We start from the raw sequence: 15,255 nt of genomic DNA, 5'->3' as shown, positions 1-15,255 counted from the left end.
GCGAGTGAACGGGCGGCATTATGGTCGCCCGCGCGACACGACTACAACTTGATACGCTCGACCTTGCCCACCAGCAAGATGTAGGACAGTGCGCCGATCAACGCCAGCACCGAGATGTAGGTGATCGCCGGGGCAAAGGAATCACCCGTCGCGAGGAAGCCGATCACGATCGGCGTGGCAATCGCCGACAGGTTGCCGATGAAGTTGAACACCCCGCCGGTCAGCCCGAGCAAACGCGCCGGGGCGAGCGTCGACACCAGCGACCAGGTGATCGAAGCCAGGCCGTTGCCGAAAAATGCCAGTGCGAGGAAGGCAATTACCAACGGCGTCGACTCAACGAAGTTGGCGCCGATGATCGAGGTGGAAATCAGCAGGCCGCTGATGATTGGCAACTTGCGGGCGAAACCTACCGTGTAACCGCGACGGATCAAAAAGTCCGAGAAGAAACCGGAACACAGTACGCCGACGAACGCCGCGAGAAACGGCAGCGACGCCAGCAGGCCGGACTTGATGAAGTCCATGCCGCGGTATTTCACCAGGTAGGTCGGGAACCACGTCAGGAAAAACCACAGGGTCGAATTGAGGCAGAACTGCCCGAGGTAGATGCCCCAGAGCTTGCGCTTGGTGAGGACAATCCCCAGGTCGGTCCAGCTGAATTTGGCTTTGACCTTGGCCTGCTCGGCCTGGATATCCACCAGCCCACCGCCCTCGCGGATCAGGTCAATCTCTGCGTCATTGGCGCCTTTGAAATCCCGTGGTTCGCGATATACAGCGTACCAGATCACTGCCCACAGAATGCCTACCGCACCAGTGGTGACGAACACCATGTGCCAGCCGAATTCGTGCTGCAGCCAGGCCAGTACCGGCGTCAGGAACGCCAGGCCGACGAATTGCCCGGAGGTGTAGAAACCGATGGCCGTGGCGCGCTCGCGCTCAGGGAACCAGGTGGTGACCACGCGGCTGTTGATCGGATAGGCCGGCGCCTCCAGGGCGCCGACCGCCATGCGCAACACGAACAGCGCGATGAAGCTGCCGGCGAAGCCGAGCATCACGGTGGCAATCGACCACAGCAACAGCGCTGCCGTGTAAAGGATGCGTGGCGGGACCCGGTCTACCAGCCAGCCGCCGGGGATCTGCATGGCGGCGTAGGTCCAGCCGAAGGCAGAGAAGATCAGGCCGACATGAATCGGGTCGATGCCCAGGTCACTGGTCAATGCCGGGGCGGCAATCGACAGGTTGCTGCGGTCCAGGTAGTTGATCACCACGGTGATGAACAACAGCACCATGATGAAAAAACGCTTGCGGCTGGGCGTCACCAACGACGCCTGCCCTGTGAGGGTTTGCGGTTGCATGGGAGGGTGCCTCTTCTTATGGTTATTGAGGTCGGCCTGTGGCCTTGCACCGAACCCTGTGGGAGCTGGCTTGCCAGCGATAGCTGTGGATCTGTCACATCAATGTTGAATGTGCTGCCGTCATCGCTGGCAAGCCAGCTCCCACAGGGTTATTGGTGAATCAGAACGGGATCACCACTCGGCAAAACTGCCATCGGCGTGGCGCCAGATCGGGTTGCGCCAGCGGTGGCCGATGGCGGCGCGTTCGATCACGTATTCCTCGTTGATCTCGATGCCCAGGCCCGGGCCGTTCGGGATCTTCACGAAGCCTTTGTCGTAGTCGAACACCCGTGGGTCTTTCACGTAGTCGAGCAGGTCGTTGCTCTCGTTGTAGTGGATGCCCAGGCTCTGCTCCTGGATGAATGCGTTGTAGCAAGCCGCGTCCAGTTGCAGGCAAGCTGCCAGGGCAATCGGACCCAGCGGGCAATGCAGCGCCAGCGCCACGTCGTAGGCTTCGGCCATGTTGGCGATCTTGCGGGTTTCGGTGATGCCACCGGCGTGGGACGCATCCGGCTGGATGATGTCGACGTAGCCTTCGCTGAGCACGCGCTTGAAATCCCAGCGCGAGAACAGGCGCTCCCCGAGGGCAATCGGTGTGCTGGTCAGTGGCGCGAGTTCTTTCAGCGCTTCGTAGTTTTCGCTGAGCACCGGCTCTTCGATGAACATCAGCTTGTACGGGTCGAGTTCCTTCATCAGCACCTTGGCCATGGGCTTGTGCACCCGGCCATGGAAATCCACGCCGATGCCGACGTTCGGACCAACCGCATCGCGCACGGCAGCGACATTGGCCAGGGCCTGGTCGACTTTGTCGAAGGTGTCGAGGAATTGCAGTTCTTCGGTGCCGTTCATTTTCACCGCAGTGAAACCGCGCTCGACCGCTTCTTTGGCCGCGCGCGCCGTGTCCGCCGGGCGGTCGCCGCCGATCCACGAATACACGCGAATCTTGTCCCGCACCTGACCACCCAACAGGTCGCTGACCGACACCCCCAACGCCTTGCCCTTGATGTCCCACAAGGCCTGGTCGATACCGGCCAGGGCGCTCATGTGGATCGCACCGCCACGGTAGAAGCCGCCGCGATAGAGCACGGTCCAGATGTCTTCGATGTTGCGCGGGTCCTTGCCGATCAGGTAGTCGGACAATTCTTCAACGGCTGCGGCTACGGTGTGGGCGCGGCCTTCGACCACGGGCTCGCCCCAACCGGTGACGCCCTCGTCGGTTTCGACCTTGAGGAAGCACCAGCGTGGCGGAACGATGAAGGTGGTCAATTTGGTGATTTTCATCTGTTGTCTCTCTTATGGATGCAGCGCTCGCAGCGCCAAAAGTCTTAGCGAAGGGCTTTCCAGGCAGCGACATAGGCCTTGGCATTGGCCGCCACTTGCTCCGGGGTCATGCCCGGCTTGAACAGACCGGAGCCGAGGCCGAAACCTTTGACGCCCGCGTCGATAAACACCTGCATGTTGTCCGGGGTGATGCCGCCTACAGGCGCCAGGATCGTCCCGGCCGGCAGGACCGCCAGCCAGGCCTTGACGACTGCCGGCCCCATTTGCTCGGCCGGAAACAGCTTGAGGATGTCCGCGCCTTCGGCCAGCGCCGCGAAGGCTTCGGTCGGCGTGGCGACACCGGGCGACAGGTACAGCCCCGCCGCTTTCGCCGCACGCAGGACCTTCGGATCGCTATGGGGCATGACGATCACTTGGCCCCCCGCCGCTTTCACCCGTTCGACCTGTTCCGGCGTCAGCACCGTGCCGGCACCGATCAGGCAATCGGCAGGCAAGGTACTGCGCAGGATGCGGATACTGTCGTACGGCTCAGGGGAATTGAGCGGCACTTCGATGACGCGAAATCCGGCGGCGTACAGGACTTCGCCGATAGCGGCAGCTTCCTGTGGACGCAGGCCGCGCAGGATCGCGATCAGGCCGTTTTGCGCCAGCGCTTGTTTGAGCATGTCAGACCTCCAGGCAGGTTTAACGGGATGCGGTGGACGTGACCAGACCGGCGGCGAGCGCCAGTTGCCACAATCCGCGTTCGGTGGCCTGTTCGGCCAGGGTCACCCGGGCAAAACCGCAGGCGTCGAGCGCACGGCGGTAGCGGGCACAAAGTTGGGTATTGCCGATAAGGATGATCGACGGCAGATGGACGCTGTTGCGCCGACGTCGCTGGACAATGGCCAGGGCCGACAACTCATGGCCGATCAGCAGGCCGGACAGATAGTCCGCCTGAGCGGTGGCGCTCAATTCGCCGGTCAGGCCCAGGCTACGGGCGCTGAACAGGGTCGACAGCGGACCGGTTTCACCGTCCGTCGACAACGCAACCTGCACGCCGCGATCAAACGCGTCGCCATCGAAGGACCCGCCCCGCTGCTGGGTGCGTCCGAGAATGCTGTGCTCGCTGAGCACGGCGAAGACTTCGCCGGTCATGAAGGTATCGAAATGCACGATGCAGCCGTCGGCCACTTCCACCCATTTCGAATGACTGCCCGGCAGGCCGATCAGCAGGTCCACGCTCGCCTCGCCCGGCAGGTTTTGCAGCACACCGAGCACCTGGGTTTCTTCGCCGCGCATCACGTTCGGCAGACGCGAACGCTCGATGACGCCGGGCACGATGTGCACTTCCACGCCACGCAGGCTGCGCACGGATTGCAAGGAAGTGCCGAGCGTGGCGACGTTCGCCGGCGTGTCGCGGTAGGCCGCTTCGCACCAGCCCTGGGCGCTGCCGACCATGCCACAGGCAATCACCGGCAAATGCGGCTGGGCATCGAGCCAGTCACCGCATGCCTCATCGAAGGCCAGTTCAAAACCGTCGGTGCATTCCTGGCCGCCAATGATTCGCGGCGTCTTGGGCAACTGCATGATCCCCGACGCCAGCGAACGCTGTTCGAGCACCTGGCCGTCTTCAGCCAGTTTGTAAGCACGTAATGAGGTTGTCCCCCAGTCGAGCGCGATCAATTGCGCCTGCATCGCTTCACCTGTTTTGTTTTTTGGCAGTGAGTGAGCAGGACTATAAACCCATGCGCCGGACAATCTCAATATATAAATATCCATCCCATATATTGAAACGAGAGCAAAAAAAAACCACCGCCTACGGTAGCTCCCTGGAATGCATTCCCCTGTAGGAGCTAGCTTGCTAGCGATGGTCGTCAACGATAAAGCGGAAAACCTGACACCCCGTGGTGCTTTCGATTTCTTCGCGAGCGGGCTCGCTCCTACAGGGGGATACCGCTCAACGGCCCTCGGCGAACTCGCGCAATACTTTCCCATCCATCCGATACCGAACCCACTCCTCCTGCGGCTGCGCACCCAGGGACTTGTAGAAGTCGATGGCCGGCGTATTCCACTCCAGCACGCTCCACTCGAAACGGCCGCAGTCGTTGGCGCAGGCGATTTTCGCCAGATGCCGCAGCAGGGTCTTGCCTGCACCACCGCCGCGCTGTTCCGGCGTGATGTAAAGGTCTTCGAGGTACAGGCAATTGCTGCCCAACCAGGTGGAATAGCTGAAGAAGAACACCGCGAAACCGATGGCGGCACCTTCGCGCAGGCAGATCAGGCCATGGGCAGTGGCGCCTTCGCTGAACAGGCTGCGCTCGATATCGGCAACGCTGGCGATGACTTCATGGCGGGCACGTTCGTAGTCGGCCAGTTCAGTGATGAACGCGAGGATTTGCGGTGCATCACTGGGGGTCGCCGGGCGGATTTCGATCGTCATGGACGTGCCTTGTCTAAAGTTGAAAACGCCATACTAAGGCGACACGATATTTGTGGCGAGGGGGCTTGCCCCCGTTGGCCTGCGAAGCAGGCCCTTTCTCAGCGATCGCATTCCACCAGAAAGATTCCAGGGTTCTTATTGGGGTTGCTGCGCAACCCAACGGGGGCAAGCCCCCTCACCACAAGCAAGCTCCCTCGCCACAAAAGCTGGATCGCCACAACAACGCAGAGGCTTCACTCCGCTCGCCACTAACCCTGGCATCGATAACCTTGGACCTGACATTCGGGCACCGCGTGGTTAGATAGCGGCGCTGCTCACTTATCCGGTCAAGGAACTGCGTCATGTCTACCGCAACACCCCCTGTCTCAAGCAAGTTGTTCGGCCTGTTTTGCCTCGCCAGTTACCTGTTGTCGTTGTCCTACGGCTCGACCTTCCTGCTGTCGCTGTTGATCGGCTCGCGTGGCGGCAACGAGCACGACGCCGGCAGTGTGATTTCGGCGGCGATGCTCAGCACCTTTGCGGCGGTGATCGTTTCCGGCCATCTGTCCGACTTGCTCGGTGCTGCCCGGTCGGTGGCGCTGTTCGGTGTGTTGCTGGTAGCGGCCAGCCTGGGCTTCGCCCTGACCCCGGGCTTCGGCCATCTGCTGTTGTTTTTCGGCCTGCTGTTGGGCCTGGGTTGGGGCGTGTTCTACACCCTCGGGCCGATCATCGTGGCAAGCCTGGTGACACCCGCACAGCGCGCCAGATACTTCGCCCTGCTGTCGGGCAGCATGATGACCGGGATCGGCAGTGGCCCACTGCTCGGTCGCGCGGCGAGCGCCCTCGGTTATCCGGTGACCGCTGCGTTTTATCTGGCGGCGCTGGCCAGCCTGGTCGGTGTGCTGCTGTTCTGGCGCCTGGATCGGCAGTTGAAACAGGCACACACTCAATCGACCAGCGTGTCGCGGATTTCCTGGCGAGCAGCAGGTCAGGTGTTGTCGTCCCGGGCGGTGCTCCCGATCATCATGGTCGGTCTTGGCGGCTGCGTGTTCGGCGGGCTATCGAGTTTTCAAACCAGTTATGCCGCAGCCCGCTCACTCGACTACTCGCTGTTTTTCCTCGGCTTCATGAGCGCGGCGATCAGTGGCCGAATGCTGGTTGCCGGATTCGTGGTCAAGTGCGACCCATTGCGTGCCTCGTGCCTGCTTTCGGGGCTGATGCTGGCGTCGATCGTCATGTTCGGCTTTGTCGTCGACAGCAGCTTCAGCTACGTGCTCGCGGCGGTGATGCTCGGGACCGGTTACGGCCTGACCTACTCGGTGATCAACGGCCTGGCTGCCAATGAGGCGCCGACCGGCACCACCGCGCAATCCTTGCTGCTGTTCAGCCTGTCGTACTTCATCGGAGTGTTCGGCTTTCCCATGCTGGCCGGGAAAATCATCGTCGAGCAAGGGATGACCACACTGCTGCTCACCGTGCTGGCGGTTGCTGCGCTCAACTGGTTGATCACCGCAGGCCGATTGATCTGGCGAAGGGCTGCAGCGGTCAGGGCATTGACACAGGCCCGAGCCGTCCGTCGCTAACAACGCACCTATCCCGGTCGAGGACGGACTAATCAGGTAAGGACTCTACCCGTTGGAGACAACACCATGATCCTGTCCAGGTTGATCGCCCTCGCCCTCACCGCCCTGCTGCCTTTTGCCTCGTTCGCCGGGACCCTCGGCTCAAGTACCGGCCCGACCAATCCGGTGGAAAAGCCCAGGGCGCCGGCCATCCAGAGCGCCCCCGGCATGAACACCGATGGCACCACCATCGACCATAACCTGCCTCCGTCCACCGGCACCGACCCACGCATCCAGGGCAATGACACGGGGCGTCAAGGCGGGGCGGACTTGCCGGACAAAAAAACGCCCGGCAGCGGTGGTCTCGGCTCGAGCACCACCGAGGACGAGGACCGCAATATCAGCCAATAGTGAAGCCAGGATAAATGTACCGAAGCTGATGGCCCCTTCGCGGGCAAGCCCGCTCCCACAGGATCTATGCCAGACCAGCACTCAATGTGTGAAGGCAGAACCCTGTGGGAGCGGGCTTGCCCGCGAAGGCGTCTTCATATCCACCATTTACATTTCAGACAGACCTTCGCAGGCAAGCCCGCTCCTACAGAAAAATGAGTGTCAGCGTTGCTTGAGGCGGTCAATAACCACCGCCAGCAGCAAGATCGAACCACGAATCACATACTGATAAAACGTATCGATGTTCTTCAGGTTCATCGCATTCTCGATGATCGCCAGAATCAACACCCCGGCAATCACGTGCCGGATCATGCCGATACCGCCACTCAACGATACCCCGCCCAGTACACAGGCCGAGATCACGGTCAGTTCAAAACCCTGGCCGATCATCGGTTGGCCGGAGGTCATGCGCGACGCCAGGATCACCCCGGCCAACGCGCCGATCACGCCATGCACGGCAAAGATGATGATCTTGGTCCGGTCGACATTGACCCCGGCCAGCAACGCCGCCTCCTGATTGCCGCCGATGGCCATGGTGTTGCGCCCATAGGTCGTGTAGTTCAGCAGCCAGCCGAAGAACAGGAAGCAGACGATGGTGATCAGGATCGGTACCGGCACGCCGAACATCTGGCCGTTACCGAACACGAAGAACGACTCCTGGGACACCCCCACCGCTTTGCCGTTGGCGAAGATGTAGGCCAGGCCGCGTACAATCTGCATGGTCGCCAGCGTGGTGATCAGCGCGTTGACCCGCAGCTTGGCGATGACGATGCCGTTGATCAGCCCGACGATCAGGCCCATTACAAGCGCCGCACAGACACCGAGAAACACGCTGTTGGTGTCGCGCATCACCACCGCCGCAACCACCCCGGCACAGGCAATCACCGAGCCCACCGACAGGTCGAAATGCCCGGACGCCAGGCAATACAACATGGTGCACGCCGCAATGCCGGTGGTGGAAATCGCCAGGCCCAGGCCACGCATGTTCAGCGGCGACAGGAAGTTGTCGATCATCAGGGTACAGAGCACGAAGATTCCGACGGCCGCCAGCAGCATTACCCAGTCATCTAGAAAACGCCGCATATCCAGCGGTTTGCGTGTAGTCGGCAGGGTGTTGTTTTGGGTTGTCATCATAGTCACCTCTCAGTTCGCCACGCCGTCGGCGCGTTGGCGCGGCAAAGCCAGTTGCAGCAGGTTGGATTCGTTGGCCTGGTCGCGGCTCAGTTCGCCACGCAGCGCGCCTTCGCACAGCACCAGGATGCGGTCGGAAATGCCCATGACTTCCATCAAGTCGCTGGACACCACAATCACCGCGATCCCCTCGGCCGCCAGGTTATGGATGATCTGGTAAATCTCGGCCTTGGCACCGATGTCGATGCCGCGGGTCGGTTCGTCGAGCAGCAGCACTTTCATCGGCATCGACAGCCAGCGACCGAGAATGGCCTTCTGTTGATTGCCGCCGGATAGAAACTTGATCGGCTGCCCGGCGTGTGGTGTTTTCACCTTGAGCGCCTTGATCTGCTGGTCGGCGTTGCCTTTCTCCCACAAGCCACGCAACAGGCAGCCGAAGGTGGAATGGGCGCCGCGGGCGCTGATATTGATGTTCTCGGCGACGCTGGCCAGCGGCAGAATGCCTTCCTTCTTGCGGTCCTCGGGGCACAACAGGATCCCGGCGGCAATCGCGTCCCGGGGTGAACGCAGCTTCAGTTCATGGTCACGCAGTTTCAGCTGTCCGGCGCTGTTGCGTGCCAGGCCGCTGAGCAGGCGCAACAGTTCGGTGCGACCGGCGCCCACCAGCCCGAACAACCCGAGGATCTCGCCTTTGTGCACCTCGAAACACACGGGCTCGCGTAACCCCGGCCCGAGCAGACCGTCGACCTTGAGTGCCACCGCGCCGCGCTGGCGCGGGCGGTAATCGTAGATGTCCTGGATGTCGCGCCCGACCATGCAGGTGACCAATTGATCGTGGGTCAACTCGCTCATGTCATCGAACGTGCGCACGTATCGCCCGTCCTTGAACACCGTCACGGCATTGCAGATGCGGAACACTTCTTCCATACGGTGGGAGACATAGAGCACCACTTTGCCCTCGTCCCGCAGGCGGCCGATGATCGCCATCAAGCGGTCTATCTCCCGCGCCGAAAGGCTGCTGGTGGGTTCGTCGAAGGCAATCACATGGGCGCCACGGGACAACGCCTTGGCGATTTCCACCAGTTGCCGTTGCCCCAGGGACAGGCGCCCGACTTTCTCCTGCGGGTCGATCTCATCGGCCAGGCCTTTGAGACAGGCCAGCGCCTGCTGGCGCAAGGTGCCGCGATTGATCAGGCCGAAACTGGCTGGCAGATGCCCGAGAAACAGGTTCTCGGCCACGGTCATTTCCGGCACCAGATGCAGCTCCTGGTGGATCACCGCGACGCCACTGCCGATGCTGTCGGCGGTGGACTTGAAGTCCATCGTCCGCTCGCCGATCTGCAAGGCTCCGCTGCTGGGTATGTAGGCCCCGCCGAGGATTTTCAGTAGCGTTGATTTGCCAGCGCCGTTCTCGCCCATCAAGGCATGAACCTGCCCCGGATAGGCGACGAAGCTGATGTTGTCCAGCGCCTTCACCCCGGGAAAGGTCTTGCCGATCCCGTTGAAGCGCAAGCTGCCGCTGTGTTGTTGTGTATGTGTTTGCGCGTGCATAACCCACCTCTTCAAACCGGACAGGCAACCTCGTCACCGAGGCCGCCGCTGAAATCAATGGCCGTCAGTTCCACAGGCCGATCTTTTCCAGTTCCTGCTTGAAGTTGTCGCGGGTGATCAGCGTCACGTCGTCCATGGCAGTATATTTCGCCGGTTCAGTGCCGGTGGTGACCCACTCGTACATCATGCTCGCGGTGTTGTAGCCCTCGATGTGCGGGCTCGGCAGCATCGAACCATAGAAGCCACTGTCGGGCTTCTTCAGCTCGCCGATGGCGTCGGTACCATTGATGCCGATGCCGATCACGTTGGCCGCAGCGAACCCGGCGCTCTCGGTGGCGCGCACACCGCCGAGCACGGTGTTGTCGTTCATGCCGCCGATGATCAGGTTCTTCGCTGCACTCGGCAGTTTCACCAATGCCGAGTTGGTGGCGTCCATGCTGCCCGGCACGTCGAGGGTCTTGAGGGCCGAGAACAGGATGTGGTCCTTCGGCATGCCGGCGTCTTCCAGGGCTTTCACCGAACCGTCAGTGCGCTTCTTGCCGGTGTCGAGTTCGTTATAGGTGTTGATCACCGCGTACGTGTCTTTCCAGTCCCAGCCGCGCTTCTTCGCCTCGGTGGCCATGGCATGGCCTTGCTTCTGGCCGACTTCGAACGCGGCCATGCCGAGGTACGGCACGTCTTCCATGAATTTGCCGCTGGCATCGACGAAACGGTCATCGACGGCGATCACCTTCAACCCGTTGAGCCTGGCCTTGGCCATGATTGCCGGGCCGAGGGACACGTCCGGCGGGCAGATCACGAAGCCTTTGGCGCCATTGGCCGCGAGGCTGTCGATGGCCGACAGGGTTTTCTCACCGTCCGGCACGGCGATCTTGATCAGGGTGAAGCCTTTCTCTTTCCCGGCCTTTTCGGCAAACGCCCACTCAGTCTGGAACCAGGGTTCTTCCGCCTGCTTGACCAGGAAACCGATTTTCACTTCCTCGGCCGCCAGCAGCGTGCTGCTCAGGCTGACCGCCGATACCGCCAACGCGGCACAGCACAGGGAACGGATAGCATGACGACGATTCATAAGCTGACTCCTTGTTATTTTTCTTGAGCGTTCTTTGAAAGCGTTCTGTAAAGCCAAGGCGGTAAACCGTACCACCAATAGTCATATCGTATGATGATTGGATTTCAGACGTACCAGGACGCCTGAAAGCCCGGTCACTTAGTCGTGATACATCACCGAGCGCCCGCCATCGATGGTGATGCACGAGGCATTGATGAACGGCGCTTCATCACTGGCCAGGAACACCGCGGTCATCGCCACTTCAATCGGCTGGCCGATGCGCTTGGGTGGATGCAGGTCAAACGCACGCTGGCGCTCAGCGTGAGGGTCGGCGAAACCGTTCCAGTAATCGATATTGATCTGGGTTTCGATATAGCCCGGTGCGATGGCGTTGACGCGGATGCCCCTGGACGCATATTCGATACCCAGCGCGCGGGTCAGGCCAAGCAAACCGTGCTTGGCCACCGGGTAGGGAAAGCAGCCCGGAATGATGTGGGAGGAATGGGTCGAGGCAATATTGATGATGCTGCCGATGCCCTGCTCGATCATCTGCGGCAGCACCGCCTTGCAGCCATACCACGCGCCATCGAGGTCAATGGCAAAGCAGCGACGCCAGTCATCCTCGGTCATTTCCAGCGGATCACGGAACACGTTGACCCCGGCGCAGTTGACCAGCACATCGATCCGGCCGTGTCGCTCGACCGCCAGCCTGGCCATCGCCTGCAGATCCTGCGGCTGTGAAACGTCAGCCTTGATCGCCACCACGTCGGCGCCCTGTCCGCGCCAGTGCGCCGCGACCTTCTCGACCTTCTCGGCCTGAATGTCGCTGATGATCAGCCTGGCCTGCTGGGACGCAAAGGTTGCCACAATGGCCTCGCCAATGCCCTGGGCGGCACCGGTCAGCAGCACGACTTTGTCTTTGAGGCGCTCACCCTTGGGGGGTTCGGGCACCGGGGGCAATGACAGCGGTTCAGCCATGGTTCAAGACTCCTGTTCGAAAACACGACGAAAACCGGACATCAGTCGATGGCCGGTCAAAAGGCGTTGTGGAAGAAAACAGGTAAGCGCGAAAACGTTTCAGCTTGAAAACGCTTTGCGGCACTGTCTCCGCAAGGGAGCACGGGGGAGTTTCGCTGCATCACTTCACCTGTTTTGTTTTTTTGAGTGTGAGTGCATGTAACTGGTGAGGCCGACTATAAACCTGGCCCGCGATAAATCTCAATATATATATTTGCATCCCATATTATGGGACTTAACCCGCAAAACGTGTGCAACGCTTCCCGGGCACATCCACTGGAATCGACAGCACCGCCCCATCCAGCGGATGGCCCAGCGGACTCGCCGCACTGGTGATGTACAGGGTTTTCAGGTCTGCACCACCGAACACGCAACTGGTGGGACGACTGATCGGCAGTTCGATGGTCCGGTCGATTTTGCCGTCAGGGCTCAACCTGAGCAGACAGTGGCCATCCCAACGGGCATTCCAGATAAAACCTTCGGCATCCATCGCCGAACCGTCCGGGCCGCCGCGCCCATGCGGGCCAAACCAGACCTGCGGCGCATCGAGGGCTCCGTCGCTGCGGATGAAGTGTCGATACAAGGTGCCATCGAGGCTGTCGCCGAAATAAACGCTGGTGCCGTCATCGCTCCACAACAGCGTGTTGGGAATGCCCAGATTGCGCAGCAACGGGACAACCCGCCCGGTACGATCGATGCGAAACAGTCCACCCGAGCGGCGCACGATGGGCAGGTCTTCACCCTGTTCTCCGATATTGTTTTGCATGGTTCCGAGCCAGAGCCGGCCCTGGGCGTCGCAGCGGGCTTCGTTGGGGCGGTTGCCCGGTTGCGGATCGGCCACGCAGAACAATGTCAGGCGCGGCGCCAGGCCCGGTGAATCGAGATCGAGCCGATACACGCCACTGTTCAATGTCACCAGCGCGTCGCCGCTTTCACAGGGGATAAAGGCGGACACATGCTCCGGCATCTGCCAGATCTGCACGTTGGCGCCGATCAACCGCAACGCCTGCTTACCCGCGATATCCACCCAATACAGGGCCTGGGTCAGCGCATCCCAGAACGGACCTTCGCCCAGTTTCGCCCGATGCCCGGTAACCGTCGTCAACGTCATGAAACCTCCTGCATGGTTCTTGTTTTTATGATGTAGGAGCCAGCTTGCTGGCGATGGTGTGTCAGTCGGTCTCGTGGTAGCTGATACACCATCGCGAGCAAGCTCGCTCCTACAGGGGTTCGAGTTCTCAGCTGGCCTTTTTATCGGCCATGACTTGCGGGTAGTAACGCTTGATCGCCAGGGCGGCGTTATCGATCAGGGTCATGCAGGCCCAGACGCCCCGAGCTGTATCACGGGCCGCGATAGCCTCGGCCAGGTCCCGGTGAATCGGCAAGGTGCGACGCAGTTCATCCGGATCGGCAGCGGACACTTCAAAGGCCACCGCCAGCAACGCGCCGAGGGCGGGAACCATTTGTTCGATGAATTGATTGTGGCTGGCGGCGAGGATGCACTCGTGGAAGAGCTGGTCGGCACGGTTGTAATCGATGCCGCTGTCCACTGCCCGTTCCAGTGCGTTGCAGGCCAACAGGATCGCGTCCACCTGTTCGCCGGTCGCACGCTCACAAGCCCAACGCACGGCCATCGGTTCGATGGTGCGACGCAGATCGAGCAGATCGTCGACGAAGTTTTCCGGCAAGCCGCTGCGCGACAGCCAGCCGACGACTTGTGGATCGAAGAGGTTCCAGCGCCGCACCGGCAACACCCGCGTGCCGACTTTCGGGCCGACCTCGAGCATGCCTTTGGCAACCAGGGTTTTGATCGCTTCGCGGATGACCGTGCGGCTCACGCCAAGTTGCTCGCCGAGGTCGGCTTCGACCTTGAGTGACTCACCCGGCCTGACCTGCCCCGTGGCCAGCCAGCATCCCAGCCAGTCGACCGTAGTAGCATGAAAGCTGTTGGACATGGGCACCTCGAAGTCGTATGCGATGGAGGACCACGCTAATCATCATACGATTGGGTGTCAATTTGATTTTTTGAAGAAATCAGAAACCTAATGTGGGAGCGGGCTTGCTCGCGAAGACGGAGTCACATCCGACAAAGATGTCGGATGACCCAGCGCTTTCGCGAGCAAGCCCACTCCCACAGGGTTTTGCGTCAGGGTTCGAGACCGATGGGGAAAAACTCGCCGCCACTCCAGACACCGAGCCAACGCTGGCCGTCGATCTCGCGACTCACCGCCAGCTCTACCAATTGGTAGAACACATTGCGGTGAATCAACGCCTCCAGATTACTGCGCACATGCACGTAAGGGGCTGGCTCCTGCGTGTCGGGATCGATCACTACGCGCAAGGAATGCTCCGCACCGGCCTCGGTGGTTTCATCGACGTTGGTGGTAAAGCGCAACACCTGCGCCTCGCCCTCGCCTTCCACGTCCACCGCAATCGCCACGAACGGCGCATCGTCGACTTTGATGCCGACTTTTTCCACCGGGGTAATCAGGAAATAATCATCGCCGTCGCGGCGAATGATGGTGGAGAACAGCTTGACCATCGGCTTGCGCCCGATCGGCGTGCCCAGGTAATACCAGGTGCCGTCCCGGGCGATGCGCATGTCGATGTCACCGCAGAAATCGGGGTTCCACAGGTGCACCGGCGGCAAGCCTTTGGTCTTGGGGATCTGCCCCAGCAAGTCGTTGGCTTTTTGCGGGCCACTCATGGCGTTCTCCTTCAAGTTACTGGTCGCTGAGCCCCAGCAGGCCGCGCGCATACTGCTCCAGCGGCGGGCCCATCAGGTCTTCGGGTTTTTTATCGTGGAACGTCAGTAAACCGCCACGACTCTTGATGGTCGCAGTATCAATCAAATACTGGGTGCTGGTCTCGATCAACATGATCTGAATCATACCGCTGTCGATGCCGAGGCGATCCAGGGCTTCCTGATCCAGCCATTCGTCCGAGTTGCCGATACGGTCGTCCGACTTGGCAAATCGGGTGTAGAGCAGATAGTGCGCACCGGCGGCACGGGCTTCGCCCATGGCCTGGTCGAGGCCTTCCGGCGTGCGGGCACGGCGGACCATCGGGAAGTATTCGACGAAGCCATCGAACGCGACTTCGGCAATCACGTTGGGCCGTGGGTAAACGGCGCTGCCGGGCGGCATGAAAGCGCCTTGGGCGATGTAGACAAACGAGTCCGGCTGAATGCGCAGGTTGTTTACGCGGCGGCTGTCGCTGTGATCGAGCAACCCCGCATCGCTCATATGGTAACGAGTCCCTTCGGCCATATCGCTGACGTTCATGCAGCCACCAAGTGCCAAAACGGCCAGCAGCAAAACCAGGCTACGCATCCTATCCTCCAGAGGCCGGTGTCGGAAAACCGGCGAATGGCCGTAGGATGCAGCTTTTGCGCCAGCTCAAGTTGATCGTTGCCTGATCAAA

15 protein-coding genes are annotated in these 15,255 nt (G+C 60.9%); 2 read left to right on the top strand and 13 right to left on the bottom strand.

The window, feature by feature from the left end; translation table 11 throughout:
- Nucleotides 1-41 precede the first annotated feature (41 nt).
- The 5 genes from AB7M25_RS08110 to AB7M25_RS08090 form a co-directional block, all read right to left on the bottom strand.
- Nucleotides 42-1,352 (bottom strand): MFS transporter, encoded by a 1,311-nt coding sequence (locus tag AB7M25_RS08110; RefSeq protein WP_218479623.1) that lies wholly within the window; start codon nucleotides 1,350-1,352, stop codon nucleotides 42-44.
- A gap of 171 nt (nucleotides 1,353-1,523) precedes the next feature.
- On the bottom strand, nucleotides 1,524-2,672 hold the full coding sequence (dgoD, locus tag AB7M25_RS08105; RefSeq protein ID WP_008047041.1) for a galactonate dehydratase: 1,149 nt from the start codon (nucleotides 2,670-2,672) through the stop codon (nucleotides 1,524-1,526).
- Nucleotides 2,673-2,716: 44 nt separating this feature from the next.
- Nucleotides 2,717-3,337 (bottom strand): 2-dehydro-3-deoxy-6-phosphogalactonate aldolase, encoded by a 621-nt coding sequence (locus tag AB7M25_RS08100; protein WP_429516648.1) that lies wholly within the window; start codon nucleotides 3,335-3,337, stop codon nucleotides 2,717-2,719.
- Nucleotides 3,338-3,356: 19 nt separating this feature from the next.
- Nucleotides 3,357-4,349 carry a 2-dehydro-3-deoxygalactonokinase gene (locus AB7M25_RS08095; protein ID WP_454237146.1) on the bottom strand — a complete coding sequence of 331 codons (993 nt, stop codon included), beginning with the start codon at nucleotides 4,347-4,349 and terminating at the stop codon, nucleotides 3,357-3,359.
- Nucleotides 4,350-4,611: 262 nt separating this feature from the next.
- Nucleotides 4,612-5,094, bottom strand: coding sequence for a GNAT family N-acetyltransferase (locus tag AB7M25_RS08090; protein ID WP_104449001.1), 483 nt, complete (start codon nucleotides 5,092-5,094; stop codon nucleotides 4,612-4,614).
- Nucleotides 5,095-5,435: 341 nt separating this feature from the next.
- Between AB7M25_RS08090 and AB7M25_RS08085 the strand changes: the two genes are divergently transcribed.
- Nucleotides 5,436-6,656: an MFS transporter gene (locus tag AB7M25_RS08085; protein ID WP_429516645.1), complete on the top strand. Its 1,221-nt coding sequence runs from the start codon at nucleotides 5,436-5,438 to the stop codon at nucleotides 6,654-6,656.
- 66 nt (nucleotides 6,657-6,722) lie between these two features.
- Nucleotides 6,723-7,046 carry a hypothetical protein gene (locus tag AB7M25_RS08080; protein ID WP_429388633.1) on the top strand — a complete coding sequence of 108 codons (324 nt, stop codon included), beginning with the start codon at nucleotides 6,723-6,725 and terminating at the stop codon, nucleotides 7,044-7,046.
- Between the two features lie 201 nt (nucleotides 7,047-7,247).
- On the opposite strand, the gene araH is transcribed toward AB7M25_RS08080, so the two are convergent.
- The 8 genes from araH to AB7M25_RS08040 form a co-directional block, all read right to left on the bottom strand.
- A complete protein-coding gene (gene araH / locus AB7M25_RS08075) occupies nucleotides 7,248-8,216 on the bottom strand; it encodes an L-arabinose ABC transporter permease AraH (protein ID WP_033048066.1) in 969 nt (322 codons plus the stop codon).
- 12 nt (nucleotides 8,217-8,228) lie between these two features.
- A complete protein-coding gene (gene araG / locus AB7M25_RS08070; protein ID WP_454237145.1) occupies nucleotides 8,229-9,767 on the bottom strand; it encodes an L-arabinose ABC transporter ATP-binding protein AraG in 1,539 nt (512 codons plus the stop codon).
- Between the two features lie 64 nt (nucleotides 9,768-9,831).
- Nucleotides 9,832-10,836 (bottom strand): substrate-binding domain-containing protein, encoded by a 1,005-nt coding sequence (locus tag AB7M25_RS08065; RefSeq protein ID WP_429388629.1) that lies wholly within the window; start codon nucleotides 10,834-10,836, stop codon nucleotides 9,832-9,834.
- A gap of 138 nt (nucleotides 10,837-10,974) precedes the next feature.
- Nucleotides 10,975-11,793, bottom strand: a complete 819-nt coding sequence (locus AB7M25_RS08060) for an SDR family oxidoreductase (RefSeq protein ID WP_454237144.1) — start codon at nucleotides 11,791-11,793, stop codon at nucleotides 10,975-10,977.
- Nucleotides 11,794-12,067: 274 nt separating this feature from the next.
- Nucleotides 12,068-12,943, bottom strand: coding sequence for an SMP-30/gluconolactonase/LRE family protein (locus AB7M25_RS08055; protein WP_454237143.1), 876 nt, complete (start codon nucleotides 12,941-12,943; stop codon nucleotides 12,068-12,070).
- Between the two features lie 127 nt (nucleotides 12,944-13,070).
- Entirely contained in the window at nucleotides 13,071-13,787 is a 717-nt protein-coding gene (locus AB7M25_RS08050) for a FadR/GntR family transcriptional regulator (RefSeq protein ID WP_095966307.1), read from the bottom strand.
- A gap of 191 nt (nucleotides 13,788-13,978) precedes the next feature.
- Nucleotides 13,979-14,539 carry a DUF1285 domain-containing protein gene (locus AB7M25_RS08045; protein WP_218479613.1) on the bottom strand — a complete coding sequence of 187 codons (561 nt, stop codon included), beginning with the start codon at nucleotides 14,537-14,539 and terminating at the stop codon, nucleotides 13,979-13,981.
- A gap of 16 nt (nucleotides 14,540-14,555) precedes the next feature.
- Nucleotides 14,556-15,164 carry a DUF4823 domain-containing protein gene (locus AB7M25_RS08040; protein WP_015096374.1) on the bottom strand — a complete coding sequence of 203 codons (609 nt, stop codon included), beginning with the start codon at nucleotides 15,162-15,164 and terminating at the stop codon, nucleotides 14,556-14,558.
- Nucleotides 15,165-15,255: the final 91 nt, after the last annotated feature.

It is taken from the genome of Pseudomonas sp. AP3_22 TE3818, from assembly GCF_053628995.1.
This window is presented reverse-complemented; position numbering and strand designations above follow the sequence as displayed.

Bases quoted from the DNA above. Each gene is read 5' to 3' on its own strand.
- AB7M25_RS08110 (WP_218479623.1), bottom strand. From the start codon at position 1,352: ATGCAACCGCAAACCCTCACAGGGCAGGCGTCGTTGGTGACGCCCAGC.
- dgoD (WP_008047041.1), bottom strand. From the start codon at position 2,672: ATGAAAATCACCAAATTGACCACCTTCATCGTTCCGCCACGCTGGTGC.
- AB7M25_RS08100 (WP_429516648.1), bottom strand. From the start codon at position 3,337: ATGCTCAAACAAGCGCTGGCGCAAAACGGCCTGATCGCGATCCTGCGC.
- AB7M25_RS08095 (WP_454237146.1), bottom strand. From the start codon at position 4,349: ATGCAGGCGCAATTGATCGCGCTCGACTGGGGGACAACCTCATTACGT.
- AB7M25_RS08090 (WP_104449001.1), bottom strand. From the start codon at position 5,094: ATGACGATCGAAATCCGCCCGGCGACCCCCAGTGATGCACCGCAAATC.
- AB7M25_RS08085 (WP_429516645.1), top strand. From the start codon at position 5,436: ATGTCTACCGCAACACCCCCTGTCTCAAGCAAGTTGTTCGGCCTGTTT.
- AB7M25_RS08080 (WP_429388633.1), top strand. From the start codon at position 6,723: ATGATCCTGTCCAGGTTGATCGCCCTCGCCCTCACCGCCCTGCTGCCT.
- araH (WP_033048066.1), bottom strand. From the start codon at position 8,216: ATGACAACCCAAAACAACACCCTGCCGACTACACGCAAACCGCTGGAT.
- araG (WP_454237145.1), bottom strand. From the start codon at position 9,767: ATGCACGCGCAAACACATACACAACAACACAGCGGCAGCTTGCGCTTC.
- AB7M25_RS08065 (WP_429388629.1), bottom strand. From the start codon at position 10,836: ATGAATCGTCGTCATGCTATCCGTTCCCTGTGCTGTGCCGCGTTGGCG.
- AB7M25_RS08060 (WP_454237144.1), bottom strand. From the start codon at position 11,793: ATGGCTGAACCGCTGTCATTGCCCCCGGTGCCCGAACCCCCCAAGGGT.
- AB7M25_RS08055 (WP_454237143.1), bottom strand. From the start codon at position 12,943: ATGACGTTGACGACGGTTACCGGGCATCGGGCGAAACTGGGCGAAGGT.
- AB7M25_RS08050 (WP_095966307.1), bottom strand. From the start codon at position 13,787: ATGTCCAACAGCTTTCATGCTACTACGGTCGACTGGCTGGGATGCTGG.
- AB7M25_RS08045 (WP_218479613.1), bottom strand. From the start codon at position 14,539: ATGAGTGGCCCGCAAAAAGCCAACGACTTGCTGGGGCAGATCCCCAAG.
- AB7M25_RS08040 (WP_015096374.1), bottom strand. From the start codon at position 15,164: ATGCGTAGCCTGGTTTTGCTGCTGGCCGTTTTGGCACTTGGTGGCTGC.